This window comes from Pseudomonas sp. Pdm06, assembly GCF_014851795.1.
GTDB lineage: Bacteria > Pseudomonadota > Gammaproteobacteria > Pseudomonadales > Pseudomonadaceae > Aquipseudomonas > Aquipseudomonas fluorescens_AA.
In genome coordinates this window covers 175,727-194,195 of sequence record NZ_JACVAH010000018.1, presented here as the reverse complement: position 1 = coordinate 194,195, position 18,469 = coordinate 175,727, and the positions used below count along the sequence as shown (strand labels likewise).

General features: G+C 62.0%; 15 protein-coding genes. 6 read left to right on the top strand and 9 right to left on the bottom strand.

Annotated elements, in window-relative coordinates:
- Nucleotides 1-478, bottom strand: a 478-nt coding sequence (locus tag IB266_RS25865) for a POTRA domain-containing protein (RefSeq protein WP_318646605.1), incomplete at its 3' end; no start/stop codon positions are given.
- Between the two features lie 225 nt (nucleotides 479-703).
- On the opposite strand from IB266_RS25865, the gene IB266_RS25860 reads away from it, so the two are divergent.
- The 3 genes from IB266_RS25860 (at nucleotide 704) to IB266_RS25850 (ending at nucleotide 3,203) form a co-directional block, all read left to right on the top strand.
- Entirely contained in the window at nucleotides 704-1,387 is a 684-nt protein-coding gene (locus tag IB266_RS25860; RefSeq protein WP_060738151.1) for a response regulator transcription factor, read from the top strand.
- Nucleotides 1,384-2,646: an ATP-binding protein gene (locus IB266_RS25855; protein ID WP_192263275.1), complete on the top strand. Its 1,263-nt coding sequence runs from the start codon at nucleotides 1,384-1,386 to the stop codon at nucleotides 2,644-2,646. Before IB266_RS25860 ends, IB266_RS25855 begins: the two co-directional genes overlap by 4 nt.
- Before the next feature lie 107 nt (nucleotides 2,647-2,753).
- Nucleotides 2,754-3,203: a hypothetical protein gene (locus IB266_RS25850; protein WP_060738149.1), complete on the top strand. Its 450-nt coding sequence runs from the start codon at nucleotides 2,754-2,756 to the stop codon at nucleotides 3,201-3,203.
- Nucleotides 3,204-3,224: 21 nt separating this feature from the next.
- On the opposite strand, the gene IB266_RS25845 is transcribed toward IB266_RS25850, so the two are convergent.
- Together IB266_RS25845 and baeS are read right to left on the bottom strand one after the other, a co-directional pair.
- Nucleotides 3,225-3,908, bottom strand: a complete 684-nt coding sequence (locus IB266_RS25845) for a response regulator (RefSeq protein ID WP_103311321.1) — start codon at nucleotides 3,906-3,908, stop codon at nucleotides 3,225-3,227.
- Between the two features lie 3 nt (nucleotides 3,909-3,911).
- The gene (gene baeS / locus IB266_RS25840; protein ID WP_192263273.1) at nucleotides 3,912-5,330 is read right to left on the bottom strand and encodes a sensor histidine kinase efflux regulator BaeS; all 1,419 of its coding nucleotides are present in this window, start codon (nucleotides 5,328-5,330) and stop codon (nucleotides 3,912-3,914) included.
- Between the two features lie 112 nt (nucleotides 5,331-5,442).
- Between baeS and IB266_RS25835 the strand changes: the two genes are divergently transcribed.
- Genes IB266_RS25835 through IB266_RS25825 form a run of 3 tightly spaced genes read left to right on the top strand, consistent with a single transcriptional unit; the run spans nucleotide 5,443 to nucleotide 11,179 of the window.
- Entirely contained in the window at nucleotides 5,443-6,636 is a 1,194-nt protein-coding gene (locus IB266_RS25835) for an efflux RND transporter periplasmic adaptor subunit (protein WP_192263271.1), read from the top strand.
- A 2-nt stretch (nucleotides 6,637-6,638) separates the two neighbouring features.
- Nucleotides 6,639-9,785, top strand: coding sequence for an efflux RND transporter permease subunit (locus tag IB266_RS25830; protein WP_192263269.1), 3,147 nt, complete (start codon nucleotides 6,639-6,641; stop codon nucleotides 9,783-9,785).
- Nucleotides 9,782-11,179: an efflux transporter outer membrane subunit gene (locus IB266_RS25825; RefSeq protein WP_192263267.1), complete on the top strand. Its 1,398-nt coding sequence runs from the start codon at nucleotides 9,782-9,784 to the stop codon at nucleotides 11,177-11,179. Before IB266_RS25830 ends, IB266_RS25825 begins: the two co-directional genes overlap by 4 nt.
- A gap of 238 nt (nucleotides 11,180-11,417) precedes the next feature.
- Here the strand turns inward: IB266_RS25825 and IB266_RS25820 are convergent, their stop codons facing one another.
- The 6 genes from IB266_RS25820 to IB266_RS25795 form a co-directional block, all read right to left on the bottom strand.
- A complete protein-coding gene (locus IB266_RS25820; protein ID WP_192263265.1) occupies nucleotides 11,418-12,416 on the bottom strand; it encodes a helix-turn-helix domain-containing protein in 999 nt (332 codons plus the stop codon).
- Between the two features lie 88 nt (nucleotides 12,417-12,504).
- Nucleotides 12,505-13,983: an aldehyde dehydrogenase family protein gene (locus IB266_RS25815; protein ID WP_192263263.1), complete on the bottom strand. Its 1,479-nt coding sequence runs from the start codon at nucleotides 13,981-13,983 to the stop codon at nucleotides 12,505-12,507.
- A 74-nt stretch (nucleotides 13,984-14,057) separates the two neighbouring features.
- Nucleotides 14,058-14,906 (bottom strand): VOC family protein, encoded by an 849-nt coding sequence (locus IB266_RS25810; protein WP_192263261.1) that lies wholly within the window; start codon nucleotides 14,904-14,906, stop codon nucleotides 14,058-14,060.
- 22 nt (nucleotides 14,907-14,928) lie between these two features.
- Nucleotides 14,929-16,575: a bifunctional 3-(3-hydroxy-phenyl)propionate/3-hydroxycinnamic acid hydroxylase gene (locus IB266_RS25805; RefSeq protein ID WP_103310862.1), complete on the bottom strand. Its 1,647-nt coding sequence runs from the start codon at nucleotides 16,573-16,575 to the stop codon at nucleotides 14,929-14,931.
- 21 nt (nucleotides 16,576-16,596) lie between these two features.
- A complete protein-coding gene (locus IB266_RS25800; protein WP_103310864.1) occupies nucleotides 16,597-17,418 on the bottom strand; it encodes an IclR family transcriptional regulator in 822 nt (273 codons plus the stop codon).
- Nucleotides 17,419-17,420: 2 nt separating this feature from the next.
- Nucleotides 17,421-18,272, bottom strand: a complete 852-nt coding sequence (locus tag IB266_RS25795) for a fumarylacetoacetate hydrolase family protein (protein ID WP_192263259.1) — start codon at nucleotides 18,270-18,272, stop codon at nucleotides 17,421-17,423.
- Nucleotides 18,273-18,469 lie beyond the last annotated feature (197 nt).

Here is an 18,469-nt window from a genome sequence, read left to right as displayed (position 1 = left end):
GCGGCTGCGGCACCACTTCGGTGTCGACGGTGGCCGAGTAGCGGCCCTGGGCAACGTACTGGCGCTGCAGCTCGTTACGCACACCTTCGAGGGTGGCGCGCTGGAAGATCTCGCCTTCGGCCAGGCCGGACTGCTTGAGGCCCTTCATCAGGTCTTCAGTGGAGATCGCCTTGTTGCCTTCGATCTCGATACTGGCGATGGAGGGACGCTCGACGACGGTGATGACCAGGACATCACCGTCGTGTCCCAGTTGGATGTCCTGGAAAAAGCCGGTCTTGAACAGCGCACGCGTGGACTCCACCAGGCGCCGCTCATCCGCGTTATCGCCGACGTTCAATGGCAAGGCACCAAAGACGCTACCCGCGGAGATGCGCTGGAGGCCGTTGATGCGAATATCGGAAATCTTGAAACCTTGGGCGTGGGCAAGTGTGACATTGAGCAGCAGTGCAGCCGAGCAGAGCAGGCGCGAAAAATTCATCAAGATCTTATCCAGAACACATCGACAGGTGGTGTAGGTGGACGCGGATATCTCACCGCAAGACGAGTCACCGCGGGAGCGAGCGGGCTGGTGGCGAGCAAGCATAAAAGTTCGCTGCGTTTGGTGCGGTTAACCCAATGTCAAGTTAGGTAAAGGTTGGCCCGTGGCGATGACGGTACGCGGCACACGGGCGATAATGGGCCGACACCTACTCAAGAGCGTCCCATGATCTCTGTATTGCTAGTCGACGATGACCAGGAACTGACGGGAATGCTCAGCCAATACCTGGAGCGCGAAGGCTTTGAGGCGACTGCCGTGCACACAGGGGAGGAGGGCGAGGTACAAGCGCTGTCCGGTCGCTATAGCATCGTGGTGCTGGACGTGATGCTGCCACGGTTGTCGGGTATCGAGGTGCTCAGGCGCATTCGGGCCGTGAGCCAGGTGCCGGTGGTGTTGCTGACAGCTCGTGGCGACAACATCGACAAGATCACCGGCCTGGAGCTGGGCGCCGATGACTATGTGCCCAAGCCCAGTTCGCCGGGGGAGCTGGTGGCGCGTTTGCGGGCGATCATGCGCCGGGTGCAGCCAGCGGATCGGCCATCCAGCGAAGTGATCAGGACCGGGCCGCTGGTCCTGTGGCCCGGCAAGCGCCAGGCGCTCTGGCAGGGGCGCGAGCTGGGGGTGACCAGCACCGAGTTCAGTTTGCTCGAGGAACTGGCCCGCTGTGCCGGGCAAGTGGTGAGCAAACAGAACTTGTCGCTCAATGCCCTGGGTTGTCCCTTGACTCGCTATGACCGGCGCATCGATGTGCACATCAGCAGCATTCGCCACAAGCTGGGACCGCGCCCCGATGCCAAGGCCTGGATCCAGAGCGTGCGGGGCCTCGGTTACCTGTTGATCGCCGAATGATGAAGCCCAGCCGGCTGTTCTGGAAACTGTTCCTGGCGTTCTGGCTCGCCACCAGCTTGACGTTTCTGGTCGGGCTGGGCTTCCTGGTCATGGGCAGTTCCAGGCCGGGTGATCCTCATCTGGAAACGGTCCTGGCCACTGAAGAGCAGCTATTGCGACAGTTTGGCATCGAGTCGGGCCGGCAACTGCTGGCGGTGTGGGAACACCCGGATGACCAGGCCGTTGGTGTCTATGACGGCGCGGGTCAGCTGTTGGCCGGCATGCCAGTGCCGCAACCGGCCTATGAGCGATCGGTCATCAGCAAGGACGGCATCGTGCTGTCGCTCAAGTCAACCCATCCCCTGGGCAAAGAAGGCGACAGGGGGCCGAGCCACTGGACGCCGTTGATCATCGGCACGGTCATGAGTGCGCTGTTCAGCGGTTACATGGCGTTCTACCTGGCATGGCCGCTGGCCTATCTTCGACGCGCCATGAGTGACGTGGCCCAGGGGCGCTTCGAGACCCGGGTCAAGCCGATCATGGGCGCGCGACGTGATGAGATCGTCGATCTGGCCGAAGACTGCGACCGAATGGCCAACCAGTTGAAACTGTTGGTAGACGCCCAGCAACACTTGTTGCACGACATTTCCCACGAATTGCGCTCACCACTGACCCGCATGCAAGCGGCCATCGGGTTGTTGCAGCAAGATCCGGCTCGCCTGGAAATGGTGGAACGCATCGACCGTGAGTCGGTGCGCATGGACACGCTGATCGAGGCGTTGTTGACCCTGGCACGCCTGCAGGGGCGACCGGAGAGTATCGAGCGCGAGCCAATCGATGTCGTCGAGTTGCTGTCGGTGATCGTCGAGGACGCTCGATTCGAAGCGCAAATGAAAGGCTGTCAGGTCACCTTGCAGGCGTGCCCGGCGTTTGTCAGTCGGGTCAGCGGTGAGCTGTTGTATCGGTGTTTCGAGAACGTTATTCGAAACGCGGTGCGTCATACCCGCCCAAACACCACGGTGATGGTCGTCGCCGAGGACAATGGCGCCGCAGATGGCCTGGTGGTACAGATCAGCGATCAGGGCACGGGTGTTGAACATTCGCGACTACAGAGCATCTTCAACCCGTTCGAACGTGGCTTGAACGAAGTCAGTGCCGGCTTCGGCCTGGGCCTGGCCATTGCCTCAAGGGCCGTGGAGATACACGGTGGCTCTATCCTGGCGCGCAACGAGCCGTCCGGTGGGTTGACGGTGGAAATCAGCTTGCCTCGCAGGGCGTGATCTTTACACGATATTACATTGGCTTGACGGCCCTGTACGCCCCGCCTCAGTAGACTTTGCGCTCAAACTTACGCAGCGTTTGCTGATGCTTCAGCGTGGAGGTGCTCATGTTTCTGGTTCATAAGAAGGGTTTCGTTCCCGGCAAGAGAATGGTCGACGGTCTGGTGCCTTATGACTTCTTCTGCGAAGACAATCCGAGCCTTAACCTGTTTGTCTTCACGGGTTCCGCCACCCCGGGCAAAGTGGTCGAGGAGCCGACACTCTGGGGGTTTACCCGTCTCGAACGTTTTGAAGCGCTGAGCGGCACCCTGGTGTCGAACAAAAAGCAGGAAGGCTGGTTTCAGAAGGTCAATGTGCTCACCGGCCCCGCCCAGAACGGCACGCAAGGCGTGAAGTTCCAGCGGGTGCTGAAAATCATCAAGCACAGCGATGCATCGAGTCGGGTCGCCAGCAAGGCCGACTACGAGATCCAGACCGACGAAGGCGACACCTACTTCACTCGTCGGCCTGCTGGGGGTGACAGGGCGCAAACCGTTATCTATTCGGCAGAACAATAAGCTCGATTTCAACGCGACGCTTCAGGATTCGCCGAGCTGAAACCGATAACCCACGCCATACAACGACTCGATCGGCTGCTCTCCTGGGCAAGCCTGTTCGAGCTTGCGCCGCAGATTACGGATATGGCTATCGATGGTGCGATCAGTGACCACCCGATGATCGGAATAGATCCGGTCGAGCAATTGATCCCGGGAAAACACCCGCCCCGGGGAGCGGGCGAGGGTACTGAGCAGACGCAGTTCCAGAGGGGTAAGGTCCAGTGCGATGCCGTCGAGGGACGCTTGGTACTGTTCTTCGTCAATGTGCAGGCGCGGCGTCGCAGAGGTCAGGAAATTCGGGCTGCGCCGCAGGATCGCTTTCACCCGGGCGACCACCTCGCGGGGACTGAAGGGTTTGCAGATGTAGTCGTCAGCCCCCAGGTCCAGCCCGAGCAGGCGATCCACTTCCTCCACGCGGGCGGTGATCATGATGATCGGCACGGCGCTGAAGCTGCGCAGCTCCTGGCACACTTGCAGGCCGTCGCGTCCCGGCAGCATCAGGTCGAGCAGGATCAACCGCGGCTCGCTGGCCCGCACCGTCGGTACCACTTGAAGGCCGTTGTCCAGGCATTGGGTCGCGTAGCCAGCGGCGATCAGGTAGTCGCGCATCAACGCCGCCAGCTTGGGTTCGTCTTCGACGATCAGGATCGGGTTGTCGTTGCTCATGGTTCAGGCGTTCCGAGGCAGGCGCAGGGTCAGCCAAAGGCCGCCCAAAGGCGAGTGATCGGCGCTGAGGCTGCCGCCATGGGCCAGGGCGATGCTGTGACAGATGGCCAGTCCCAGACCGGCGCCACCACTGGCGCGATTGCGTGAGGTTTCGCCGCGGTAAAAACGCTCGAACAGTCGCGGCAATTGATCCGCATCGACCCCGGGGCCGGAGTCGAGAAAATCGATGCGCACGACATCGTCCTCGTTGGCGGCACTTATGCGCAGCACGCCACCCTCGTCGGTATAACGCACGGCATTTTCCAACAGGTTGCTGAACAGTTGCTGCAAGCGTTTGGGGTCGGCCTCCAACCGTAGCGGCGTTGTCGGCAGCTCCAGCTTCAAACGCAGATGCCGGGCATTGCAACGCTCCAGGAACATCGTCACGCAACTGTCCAGCAGTTCGTTGAGATCGCATTCGCTCTTGCGGTAGGTCAGCGCGCCGACATCGGCCAGGGACAGTTCGTAGAGATCATCCACCAGCTTGCTGAGCATGCTGACTTCGCCTTGCAGCGATTTCATCGAGGACGGGTCGAGGGTGCGCACGCCGTCTTCGATGGCTTCCAGCTCACCGCGCAATACCGACAACGGGGTGCGCAGTTCGTGGGACACATCGGCCATGAATTCCCTGCGCATTTTTTCGTTGCGTTCCAGCGTATGCGCCAGCTGGTTGAAGTCTCGGGCCAACTGACCGACTTCGTCATTGGAGGCCACCGATACGCGGTTGCTGTACTCCCCGGCGGCCAACCGGTGCGTGGCGGCGGCCACTCGCTTGACCGGGTCAAGCAGGGTACGGGCGATCCACCAGGCAATCAGCATCGCCAACAGCAACGAGAGCACGCCCACGGCCAGGCTGGTGCGCACCAGATACTGACGAAAGCGTTCACCGCCAGCCTCGGTCACGTTCTGGAACGGCGTCACCGCCAGCCAGCCGACGGTTTTGCCGGCGACCTCGATCGGGCGCATCAGGGCGTCGTCGGCAATCGCCGAGTAGCCCATGACCAACTGTTTCTGCTGATCCAGCAGAGCGATGCGAAACACCGCGCCGGTCAGGTCGGACATCGACATGGGTGGGCGCTCTGGGTGGGTGGTGTTTTCGCCCGGTTCCGGACGCAGGAGCTCGAACCAGCGATCCGGCTGGTTGCGCAGGAATTCCCAGTCGCCTTCGCGCTCGTAGGCGCTGGCCAGGCGCGGCAGTACCGGCGTCATGCGCACCAGGGCCTGTTCGTTGAGGTAGTCCAGAAAGCCTTTGCCGAAGCTCCAGCCGTTGGCCACTCCCATGCTCAGGATGACGAACAGCACGCTGGCCAGTACGGCAATAAACAGCTTGGTGGAGATGCTCAGTTTCATGGGCTCGGGCAGTTCGATGAATGGCCCGACCATTTAGGCCCTGGCGCGATGAAGATTCAAGGGCAGCGGGCAATCTTCAATTTTCCTGCACATTTGCCTCGCAGTATGGCGCCTGGCTTGAACCATCCGTCTTACAGAGGCATTTATGTCGACCAAATTATTCGCCAAATCCCTGGTGACCACCGCCATCCTGGTGTGCTTGATCGTTTTGTTCCTGTTGGGCGGTTGCTCCGGCGAATCGGTACCCACGCCCGAACCGCCCAAGGTGTCGGTGATCACCGTGCAGCCGCAAAGCCAGGCACTGACCACTGAGCTGGCCGGACGCACCCAGGCGTTCATGGTCGCCGAGATACGCCCGCAGGTCGGCGGTATCGTCCAGCAGCGCCTGTTTGTCGAAGGGACCGAGGTCAAGGCCGGGCAGGCGCTGTACCAATTGGACGCAGCGTCCTACAAGGCCGCATTGGCGCAAGCCCAGGCGAACCTGGCCAAGGCCCGCGCCACGTTGAAGTCGGCCCAGGCCACGGCCAAGCGTGACGCACAGTTGGCGAAGATCGATGCCATCAGTCAGCAGGACAACGAAGATGCCCAGGCCAGCCTGCTGACTGCCGAAGCCGAATTGCAAGCGGCCCAGGCCGATGTCGACACCGCACGCATCAACCTGGCGTATACCCGCATCGGTTCCCCCGTCAGTGGGCGCATCGAAACCTCGACGGTCACGCCTGGCGCGCTGGTGGTGGCCAACCAGGACAGCGCACTGACCACGGTGCAGCAGTTGGACCCGATGTATGTAGACGTCACCCAGTCGACCACCGAGCTGTTGCGTCTCAAGCGCGACCTGGCCAGCGGTGTGCTCCAGAGCAATGGCGAAGGTGAGGCGCGGATCAGTCTCAAGCTCGATGACGGCAGCACCTACGGCCATGAAGGCCGTTTGAAGTTCAGTGGGGTCAGCGTCAATGAGGGCACTGGCACGGTGACCCTGCGGGCGCAAATCGCCAACCCGGACCGACTGTTGCTGCCGGGCATGTACGTGCGGGCGGTGCTGGAGCAGGCGCGGGATGACCAGGCCATCCTGATCCCACAGAAGGCGGTGACCCGCAGTGCCAGCGGTGCGACTTCGGCCCTGGTGGTGGTCAATGGCAAGGTCGAGCAGCGCATGCTGACCATCGACCGCGCCGTGGATAACCAGTGGTGGGTCACGGCGGGGTTGAACGCGGGAGACCAGGTGATTGTCGAGGGCGGGCAGAAAGTCCGCGTCGGTGAAAGCGTCGTGGTACAGAACGCCGGCACTCGCAGCCGTACGCAGAAAGCAACGCCTGTTGCCATTGCGCAGGAGGGTTGAACATGGCGCGCTTCTTTATCGATCGACCGATTTTCGCCTGGGTCATCGCCATCGTCATCATGCTCGCTGGCGCCTTGTCCATCAGTCAGTTGCCCTTGGAACAGTACCCGGACATCGCGCCGCCGACGGTGCGCATTTCCGCGACCTACACCGGCGCCTCGGCCAAGACCGTCGAAGACTCGGTGACCCAGGTCATCGAACAGCAAATGAAGGGCCTGGACAACCTGACCTACATGTCGGCCTCCAGCAGCTCGGATGGCAGCGCCAGCATCAGCCTGACCTTCACCGCCGGTACCAACCCGGACGTGGCCCAGATGCAGGTGCAGAACAAGCTGCAACAGGCCGAGTCGAGGCTGCCGCAGTCGGTGCAGAGCGAGGGCCTGACCGTGACCAAGGGCGGTTCGGACTTCCTGATGATTGCCGCCCTGGCCTCCGACAATCCGAGCGTCACCGGCACGCAGATCGGCGATTACATTTCCAGCACGCTGCTCGATTCCATCAGCCGCATCGACGGCGTCGGCGACGTGCAGACATTGGGTTCCGGCTATGCCATGCGCATCTGGCTGGACCCGGCCCTGCTGGAAAAATACGCGCTGATGCCTTCGGATGTCAGCACGGCCCTGGAGGCGCAGAACACCGAGGTTTCTGCCGGTCAACTCGGCGCCATGCCAGCGGTGAAAGGTCAGCAGTTGAACGCCACCATCAGCGCCCGTAGCAAGCTGCAAACCGTCGAAGAGTTTCGCAACGTGGTGGTCAAGTCCACCAGCGACGGTGCGGTGGTGCTGCTCGGGGATGTGGCGCGGGTTGAATTGGGCAGTGAAAGCTACGATGTCAGTTCTGCCCTCAACGGCAAACCCGCTGCCGCCATGGGCGTCCAGCTCGCCGCCGGGGCCAACGCCCTGAACGTGGGCGAGGCGGTGAAGGCCAAGCTCCAGGAGCTGGAGGCGTTCTATCCGACGGAGCTGCAACTCAAGAACGTGATTGCCTACGACACCACGCCTTTTGTCAGCCTGTCCATCGAAGAGGTGGTCAAGTCACTGGGCGAGGCGATTGTCCTGGTGGTGCTGATCATGTTCCTTTTCCTGCAGAACCTGCGAGCCACGTTGATCCCCGCGATCACGGTGCCGGTGGTGCTGCTGGGTACATTCGGCGTGCTGGCGCTGTTCGGTTATTCGATCAACACCCTGACCATGTTCGCCATGGTCCTGGCCATCGGCCTGTTGGTGGACGACGCGATTGTGGTGGTGGAAAACGTCGAGCGGGTGATGGGCGAGCAGGGGTTGTCGGCCCTGGACGCCACGCGCCAGTCGATGGATGAAATCACCAGCGCCCTGGTCGGCATCGCCCTGGTGCTCAGTGCGGTGTTCATTCCCATGGCGTTTTTTGGCGGCTCCACAGGCGTTATCTACCGTCAGTTTTCGGTCACCATCGTCTCGGCCATGGTGCTCTCGGTACTCGTCGCCATGACGCTGACGCCGGCATTGTGCGCGACCCTGCTCAAGCCGTCCGATAGTCAGGGCCATGGTCCTCAACGCGGATTCTTCGGCTGGTTCAACCGCACGTTCGAGCGTGCTGCCGAAGCCTATAAACGCCAGGTGGGGGGCATTTTGCAGCGCGGGCGCGTCGGCTGGCTGGTGTATGGGCTGGTACTACTGGTGATGGCCGCCGGTTATTTCAGCCTGCCGACTTCGTTCCTGCCTGACGAAGACCAGGGCATTCTCATGGCCCAGGTGCAGTTGCCAGTCGGGGCCACGGACAGCCGCACGCAAGCGGTGGTCAAGCAGTTCGAAAGCTACCTGCTCGAACAGCCGGAAGTCGAAGCACTGATCAGCATTTCCGGCCTGGGCATGAACGGCAACAGCCAGAACAGCGCCCGTGCATTCATTCGGCTCAAGGACTGGAGCGAACGCACGGGGGCGGGGCAGGATGCGGCGTCCTTCGCCCAGCGCGCGACCATGGCACTGTCGAGCATCGGCGATGCCAATGTGTTCGTCATGCAACCGCCGGCCGTGCGCGGCCTGGGGCAGACGTCCGGCTTCGACCTGCAACTCAAGGACCTCGCCGGCCTGGGACATGACGCGTTGGTGGCGGCGCGGGAAAAACTCATCGGGCAGGCCAACCAGGATCCTCGCTTGCTCGGGGTTCGCAGCAATGGCCTGGACGATGCACCGCAGCTCAAGGTCAACATCGATGATCGCAAGGCCGGGGCCTTGGGCCTGAGCACCAGCGACATCAACACCACGCTGTCCACGGCGTTGGGCGGCACTTACGTCAATGACTTCCTCAACCAGGGGCGCGTGAAGAAAGTCTACGTCCAGGGTGAGGCCGCGGCGCGGATGCAGGCGGCTGACCTGGAGCACTGGTTCGTGCGCAACAGCAACGATGAGATGGTGCCGTTTTCCTCGTTCGCCAGCAGTTCGTGGAGCTACGGCTCGCCGTTGCTGGAACGCTACAACGGCAACGCCTCGATGGAGGTGGTTGGCGATCCGGCACCCGGCATCAGTTCCGGGGACGCCATGGATGCGGTGGAAGCGCTGATCAAGCAATTGCCGGAGGGCATCGGCTACGAGTGGACCGGGCAGTCCTATCAGTTGCGCCTTTCCGGTTCGCAGGCGCCGTTGCTGTACGGGATTTCGGTGCTGTTCGTTTTCCTCTGCCTCGCTGCGCTCTATGAGAGTTGGTCGGTGCCTTTCTCGGTGATGCTGGTGGTGCCGCTGGGGGTGGTGGGCGCGGTGCTGGCTACCCGTGTCAGTGGCTTGAGTAACGATGTCTACTTTCAGGTCGGGTTATTGACCACCGTTGGGTTGGCCGCCAAGAACGCGATTCTGATCGTCGAGTTCGCCAAGCACCTGCAAGAGCAGGGCAACAGCTTGCGCGAGGCGACGCTGATCGCCGTGCGCCAACGCCTGCGGCCGATTCTCATGACGTCCCTGGCCTTCATGTTCGGCGTATTGCCCCTGGCCCTGAGTAGCGGCGCCGGTTCCGCCGGACGTCAGGCCATTGGTACCGGTGTGCTGGGCGGTATGTTGTCCGCCACGGTGTTGGGGATCTTCTTCGTTCCTTTGTTTTTCGTGCAGATTCGCCGGCGTTTCGCCCGCGTTTCCATGGCTTCGACCTCTGTTCCATCCGCCCAGTCAGGTGACGCATGATCAAGTTCCGCTGGCCATTGCTGGCCATCTTCACACTGCTCGGTGGCTGTCTGAATCTGGCGCCGCAGTATGAACGCCCTGAGGCGCCAGTCCCCGAGCAATGGCTGCCGGCTGCCGGTACGCTCGAGGGCAAGGTGAGTGCCGACATCGAGTGGCAGCACTTTTTCACCGACAGCCGACTGGCGCGCTTGCAGTCCCTGGCACTGAGCAACAACCGCGACCTGCGCCTGGCGGTCCTGAACGTTGAAAAGGCCCAGGCGCAATACCGCATCCAGCGCGCCGAGTCATTGCCTTCGATCGATGCCAGTGTCAGTGGCACTCACAGTCGCACGCCCGGTACGTTGTCCAGCACGGGATCGGCGGCCACCACCCACGACTACAGTGCGCAACTGGGTTTGAGCAGTTATGAAGTGGATCTGTTCGGACGGGTGCAGAACCTTCAGGACGAAGCCCTGGAGGACTATCTGTCCCTGACCGAAACCCGACGCAGCACGCAGATCAGCCTGGTGGCCGAAGTGGCCACGGCCTGGCTGACTCTGGCGGCCGATAACGAGCGCTTGCACCTGGCCCAGGAGACCTTGCGCAGCCAGCAGGCGACCTACGAGCTGACCCAACGCAGTCACGCCCTGGGCGGCTCCTCCGGTCTGTCCGTGGCCCAGGCGCAAACCACCGTGGAGTCGGCACGGGTCGACGCAGCGGCGTATGAAAGCCAGATCCTGCAGGATCGCAACGCCCTGCGGCTGCTGGTGGGCAGCGACATTCCCGAAGAGTTGTTGCCGGGTGCGTACCTGGAATCGGCCGCGGCGCTGGTGCAGGTGCCGGCAGAGCTGCCGTCCAGCCTGTTGCAACGACGCCCCGATGTGCTGGCCGCCGAGCACACGCTCAAGTCGGCCAATATCGACATCGGTGCCGCCCGTGCGGCATTTTTTCCCAGCATCAGCCTGACGGCCAATGCCGGTTCCTCAAGCTCGGCCCTGTCCGGCCTGTTCAAGTCCGGCAGTGGCGCCTGGACGTTTGCCCCGAGCATCAGCCTGCCGATCTTCGATGCCGGCAGTAACCGCGCGACGCTAGACTCGGCGAAGACCGAGCGCGAGATCCAGGTGCAGACCTACCAGCAAACACTGCAGAGCGCCTTCAAGGAAGTGGCCGATGCCCTGGCGGAGCGCAGCACGCTGGATCGTCGTATCGAGGCCCAACAGGCGTTGACCGACGCCAGCCGCAAGAGCTTCGAGCTCTCCGACGCTTTGTACCGTGGCGGTTCCCAGAGCTATCTCGAAGCCCTCGACGCCCAGCGTTCCCTGTACAGCGCGCAACAGGACCTGATCACCCTGCGCCTGACCGAGCAGAGCAACCGCGTGACGTTGTACAAGGTGATGGGTGGCGGCTGGAATTAAGAAGCGCTGTGGGAGGAGTACCTGTGAGAGGAGTGTCCTGTGAGAGCCAAGCCCCCTTGTGGGAGCCGAGCTTGCTCGCGATAGCGTCAGCACATTCACCATCCCTGCCAACTGACCCACCGCCATCGCGAGCAAGCTCAGCTCCCACAGGAGATTTGTGGTGAACACCGAATCCATGCCCCCCGAGCCGCCCTGTGGCAGAGGGGATATCGTGAACCCATATGAATTGGAAACAGGCTCAAGCGGCCGTCGATTTTTCCCGGCTGTCACTCGCGGTGTCGCGGAACAGCCGGGGCGACATGCCGAACGTCGATTTGAAATGCCGGCTGAAGTGGGAACTGCTGCCATAGCCCCAGGCGTAGGCGATCTCGGTGAGCGAGCGGTGGGCGTGTTCCCGGTTGCGCAGGTCCTCGGCACAACGTGACAGGCGCCGCTGCCAGATGTATTCGCTGACACTGCACCCCAGTTCATCCTGGAAGGCGCGGTGCAGGCTGCGCACCGAGCACTGTTCGGCGTTGGCGATGCGTTCGATGGTCAGGTCGCGGTCGGCCAGGTGGCGCTCGATGTACGCCTTGAGGCGGTTCTGCTTGAAGAAGCGGAAGTCGTGTTCGAGCTGCTTTTCTTCCTGCTTGTTCTTCAGCGCGTTATCCAGCAGCCCGGTGATGCTGTCACCGATCAGCCCGGCCGAATGGTTGTTCAGCAAGGGATATTGGTTATAGGCATCGCTGATCAGGTGCATGAGCATCCGCCCCAGTCCATTGCGACCATTGAGGTGCATGTCGGTGGTTTGCGCGAACTGTCCGGACGCCCCCTGGAACAGGAGGATGAAATGTTCGCAGCCTTGCGTGCTGGTTACGTTGAACGGTTTGCCGCAGTCGACCAGGAGCATTTCGTCAGGGGCCAGCACGCTGCTTTGCTGGCCCTGCTCGAAATGACTGACGCCGGCCACCTGCATGATCAACATGCGCGGGGTGTCGAGGGCGTCGACCGCTTTGCTCAGGTGGCGCGAATATCGATGGGCGCTGGCGGTCATTCGACAGAAACGCAACTGGCCCAGGTCCCCGTACTCCAGCCGGCCCTGGAAGTTGCTGTCATGCAATGGGTCGATGAACGTCGATTCCAGCCGTTTTATATAGTCCGGCGTACGCCCCAGGTGATCGCTCATGAACTCTTTCCATTTCATCAGGCGGTCGGAGCGAACAACCTGATCAGTGGACACGCAGGCTAAATGGTTCATTTTTCGCCTCTGTTTATTATTGTTTTCTGACGGATCGGGCAAAGGGGTCGATTTGCCCGATCCGGGTCTGATCAAGGGTGCCACAGATTCAGAACGGGTAGTGATGGCCTCCCGGCTGCCAGGTCACCCAATGGGCACGGGTAAACTCATCCAGGGCATAGTGACCGTTGAAGCGCCCGAGGCCGGAATTCTTTTCACCACCGAACGGGGCATTGGGTTGGTCATCGACGGTGATGTCGTTGATATGGGTCATGCCCGCCACAATGCCACGGGCGAAGTTCAAGCCACGGGCCATGTCCCGGGTGAACACGGCGCTGGACAGGCCATACTCGCTGGCGTTCGCCAACGCCAATGCATGGGTTTGGTTTTCTGCGACCAGCAGCGGCAGCAGGGGGCCGAACGTTTCATCGCGGGCCAGTTCCTGATCGGCTCCCACTTCACCGAACACATGGGCAGGCAGCACCAGCCCGGATGCCGGGCCGCCGCACAGTTGCTTGAGGCCGGCACTCCGGGCGCCGTCGAGCTTGCGCAACAGGCCATCGAGCTGGCTCTGATTGACCACTGGCCCGATCACCGTGTCTGCCTTGGTCGGATCACCCGTCTTGAGGTTGCGCACGCGCTCCACCACCAGCGACGCGAAATCGGCATACAGCGAGCGGTCGACAATCACTCGGTTGACGCTCATGCAGATCTGGCCCTGGTGCAGGAAACGCCCGACCACCGCAGCGTGCGCCGCAACGTCAATGTCGGCGTCATCCAGCACCACCAGCGGCGCGTTGCCGCCCAGTTCCAGGGCCACGCGCTTGATGTGTTTGCCACCGGTGGCAATACGGCCGACATTGCGTCCCACATCCGTCGAACCGGTGAAGGAAATCAGGCTCGGCACCGGGTGCTCGACAAAGGCATCGCCGATTTCCGAGCCCGCGCCGACCACCACGTTGAGCGAGCCCTCGGGGAAGCCGGCCTCTTCGAACAGGTGGGCAATCAGCAGGCCGCCGGTCACCGCTGTGTCGCTGGCGGGCTTGAGCACGATCGTGTTGCCCAGGGCGAGTGCCGGCACCACCGAGCGCATGCTCAGGTACAGCGGGAAATTCCATGGACTGATCACACCCACCACACCCAAGGGTTCACGGAAGACAAAGCTCTGTTCGCCGGGCTTGTAGCTGGTCAGGATCCGACCTTCGACCTGCATCGGCATCGTCGTGCATTCGCGCACCAGGTTCAGCGTGAACTGCCATTCCATGCTCGCCTTGATCCGGGTGCTGCCGGATTCGTGGATGAGCCAGTCGATGATTTCTTCGCGGCGGTTCTGGATGACCTGGGCGAGCTTTTCAAGTTGTGCGCCGCGCTGGGTGGGGTGCAGTTGTGCCCACGGTGCCTGCGCCTTTTGCGCCGCCTGATAGGCGTCGTCGAGATCGGCAATCGAGGCCAGGGGCATCTCCAGCAACTGTTCGCCGTTGAAGGGGTTGCGGTCGTCCAGGCGGCGTGCGGAGCGCCCTGCACGCCAGGTGCCGTTGATGTATTGGTCGCCGTTGATGGCGTAGGGCGCGAGCGGTTGAGTCGTCATGGTCTTTTACCTTTGGAGGCAGGTGATCGCCTCGTTTAGAAATTAAGGGTGCAAACGCCGATGAGGGAAACTGCTCAGCTCCTGATCCAGGCGCGGCCCCAGGAATTGAGTGTGTATTCCTCTTGTGCCCAGACACCGGGCTGGCGGCTGGCATCGGTGACTTCCAGCTCAGCCGAGAACTCCAGGCGATTGCGATCGGCATCGACCACCATGAAAAACAGGTTGTTGCCCGGCCCATGTCGGCCGGGCCCGAAGAAAATGGTGATGCGTTCCTTGGCGAAGCGATCACCCCAGTCGCGTATGTCATTCCATTCGTTGGTTTCGTAACAGTGGTGGTCCCACTCGTTTTTCGAACCGCGGAAAAACGCCAAGGTGTGGTGCTCGTCGTCCGAGCGCAGGAAGCACGTCATGAGTTGGCCGGTCTGCTCATCCACGACGTTGTCCGAAACCGTGAAGCCCACCGTGTTGACGTAGAAATCGATCATGGCTTCCAGCTCCGTGGTCTGGAACACCACGTGTTGCAAGCGACCGGGCATGCCCTGGCCCGAGGTCTGGAGAGCGGGGTGAGCGACGCCAAATATCGTTTGCCGGCCCTGGGGATCACGGATCAGGAAAGCCCCCGTTTCGAGCAATGGCGAGTCGAGCTCTTCGATGAAACAGCCGTTGCCGAGCAGGCGAACCCGCAGTGCTTGCAGGCAAGGCTGACTGCCCAGGTCGAACGCCGCCGCGAGCAGGCCACTGTGGTCGGCGGGAGATACGAGCATGGCGCGTTGCGGGCCGCTGAGCATCCAGCTGCCATCGGCTTGCGCCTGGCTGTCCATGTCCAGCATCCGTCGATAGAAATCGATTTGCCGTTGCGCGTCCTTGCTCGCCAGGTGCAGGTAGCACAGGCGTGCAGGTGTGGAAGTCTGGAGTGTTTGCATAACCACCTCTGTGCTTGAAGGTTTAATGAAAGACGGGCGCGATGCTCGGCTCGATTGCGCTGCTGTGGGCCGCGGCGATGCCGAACAGCGACTGCAACGATTCGGCGGCCCGGGTTTCGGTAGCCTTGTCGAAAATCGCGGCGATATAGCGATCCGGGCGCAGCAGCAGGAACGGGTGTGAATCGCCCAGCAGGGTTTTGAGCTGGCCTTCACGGTCCTGGAGCACCGTGCAGCCGGGGATCGACGGCATGGCCTGGACGGACGCGGGCAGGATCAGGATGCGTCTGGCTTCAAGGTGGCTCCAGAGGCCATGCTTGAGTTCATCGATACGCTGGCGGGTCGGGTCGCCGTATTGAATCAAGGCGAAGCCGGCGCCGATGGTGTCATCGAGCAGGCGTTCTTGGCCGTGGGCGTCGGTGAGCATCGGTTGCGGGAACATCTGTCCGCAGGACAACGTGCCTGCTTGCCCTTCGGTCAGCACCAGGCCCCGGGTGAAGCGGGGTTTGGGCTTGAAGCGCATTTGCAGGAAGTAATCGCGCAACGGCGGCAACAGGCCGACCAAGGCGAATGCGCCACTGATCAGACGAGCACGCAGGACGGTGGCCGGAGCCATGACCACGCCGAGGTTCAAGGCCAACTTGATCAATGCCCATGCATGATCACGACGCTCGCTTTCGTAGGACAGCAGGGCGCTTTCCGCCATTTTCCCCTTCAGCACGCCGACCAGCTTCCAGCCCAGGTTGTGGGCATCGCGAACGCCGCTGTTCATGCCTTGCCCGGCATAGGGCGGGGTCAGGTGAGCGGCGTCGCCGGCGAGAAACACCCGCTGTACCTGCCACCGCTCGGCGACCCGGGCATGGAAGGTGTAGACCGTCTTGCGCACGATGGAAACCGGCGCGTCACCCTTGAAGGGGCGCAGCAATGCTTGCAGGCAGGTTTCGTCGAGCACCTGTTCGTCCGTTTCTCCGGGCTTGAGCAGGAACTCGAATCGGCGCGTACGGTGAGGGCCGGGCACTTCCACCACCGGACGCCTGGCGTCGCAATACACGCGGGTCTGCCAGAAGGGGTCGTCGTCCTGGTCGGTATCGACCACCAGCCAGCGCGAGGAGAAGCTCGAACCGACCATCTCGATCCCGAGTTGCTTGCGCACCGGGCTACGGCCACCGTCGCAGGCCACCAGGTAAGCTGCGTGGACTTCCATCAGTTGCCCTTCGGCGTCACGCACCAGCGCGCATACGCCGTGTTGGTCCTGGGTGAACTCCACCAGCTCGTGGCTGAACCGAGCCGTCAGGCTGGCAAAACGTTCGAGGCCTCGCCTGAGGGTGTTTTCAAACAGCGGTTGGCGAAACGCGTTGCGCTTGGGGAAGCCATACAGCTTGCCGGTCGGCTCGACCTTGCCGAAGCAGCGACCGCCGGGCCGGGTGAAGTAATGCACGCCGTAGCCGGGCACGACATCACGCAGCACAGCGGCATCGAGGCCGATGGCCTGCATGGTGCGCAAGGACTCGTCGTCGATTGAAACCGCCCGCGGCTCGGTCACGGTGCCCGGCTTGCGATCGATGATCAGGGTGTCCACATCGGCTTGGCCGAGCAGGTTGGCCAGGGTCAGCCCGGTAGGGCCGGCACCGATGACCAGGACCTGGGTGTTGATGCGTTTGAGGGTTGTCATTGTTATTCCCTTCCGGATGGCTCAGCCCAGTGGCTTGGCGCGGTTGGCGAGCGCAGCCATGCGTTGCGACAGTTCCTGCGCCAGGGCAAGGATTTGTTGCCCTTGTGCCTCTTCCTGGGCGCTGTCGCGTTCTCGTACCGGGCGCACGCAACTGATGCTGCCGACGACCTTGCCATCACCGTCGAAGATCGGCGCGGCCAGGCCATAGACGCCCGCGTCGACTTCACCTGCGCTGGCCACATAGCCTTGGCGACGCAGTTGCTGCAACGAGCGACGAAACGCTTCCCAGGTCTGGCCAAGTTGACTGGCGCGCACTTCATCAGGGTGGTCGAGAAACAGTTGGCTGTGTTGGCGCGAGGTCATGTTGGCGAGGATCGCCTTGGACGTCGCTCCCAGGAACAAGGGCCTGGGTGAACCACGGGAGTAGCTGACCTCACTAAACAGGTCCCCGTGCTGGTGAATGCACACAACCTGGTCCTTGAACAGCCGGCAGATCAGCCACACCTGTTGTTCGCTCCACTGCGGGAAGCTGGGCTCAAGCGATTGCGCGGCGCGTACGAGGGGGTCGCTCAGGCGCAGTTGGCGGTCCCAGGTAATGATTCGTGCGCCCAGGGCATAACGCCCGGCTTCGACCTGGAACAACAGGTTGGCTTCGGCCAATTCGCGCACGTAGCGGTAGATCGTCGAACGGGTAAAACCCAGGGCGCCGCCCATGTCGTCCACCGCCCAGATCGGGCTCTGTTCGGTGAACAGGTCGAGTACCCGCAACATGCGCTCCAGGCTCGAACCTTTGCTGTCGCCATCCTGCTCGGGCAGGGCGTCAGGGGTGTGTAGGTTTTCCATGTTTACTGCTCATCCACGATGCTGTTGCGCAGGGTGCCGATTCGAGCAATCTCGACCTCCACCTGATCGCCTGGCTTCATCCACACCGGCGGCTCGCGGAACGCTCCGACGCCGCCGGTGGTGCCGGTGACAATCACGTCACCGGGGGCCAGTTCGGTGAAGGTGGAGCAGTACTCGATCAGCTGGCGCACATCGAAAATCATGTCGCTGGTGCGGGTGTGCTGCATCACTTCGCCATTCAGGCGGGTGGTCAATTCCAGGTCCTGCGGGTCGCCGATCTCGTCGCCGGTCACCAGCCAGGGGCCGAAACCGCCGGTGTTCGGGAAGTTCTTGCCGGGGACGAACTGAATGGTGTGCTTCTGCCAGTCGCGGACACTGCCGTCGTTGTAGCAGGCATAACCGGCGACGTAGTCCAGCGCGTCGGCAGGTTTGACGTGGCGGGCCGCTTTACCGATCACCACCGCCAGCTCGCCCTCGAAATCAATCTTGTGGGACGCGGTCGGGCGAACGATGGGTTGCAGGTGGGCGGTCTGGCTGTCGGCGAAGCGGGTAAAGATCATCGGATAGGTCGGCATTTCCCGACCGGTTTCGCGCACGTGGGTGGCGTAGTTGATGCCGATGCACAGCACTTTGCCCGGGTTAGGGATCACGGGCAGGAACGTCACTTCAGCCAAGGGGATACGCGGCAGGCCTGCCAGGCGCGCAGGGCTCAGTTCGTTCAGGCGGTTGTGGCCGATGGCCTGTTTGAGATCGCTGCCAAGGGTTGGCTTGAGCGATTCCAGGTCGATGACTTGATCACCTTCGATCACACCGTAGCTGCGACGGCCTTGGACAATAAAGCTTGCGAGTTTCATGGGGGCTCCTGGAGAAAGGGAGGGGGCAATGAGGGTTAATCTAGTCTTGCTATAAAATCCTGTAAAGTAGGATTTATGCAAAAATCCTAAAATATGGAATTTATGTATTTTTTGGCGAGGCTGTACCTTTGGCGGACCTGGGGAGCAGAGGGAGGGGAGGCAGGCAGCCACCGCAGATGGCAGGGGCCGCGAGAGGT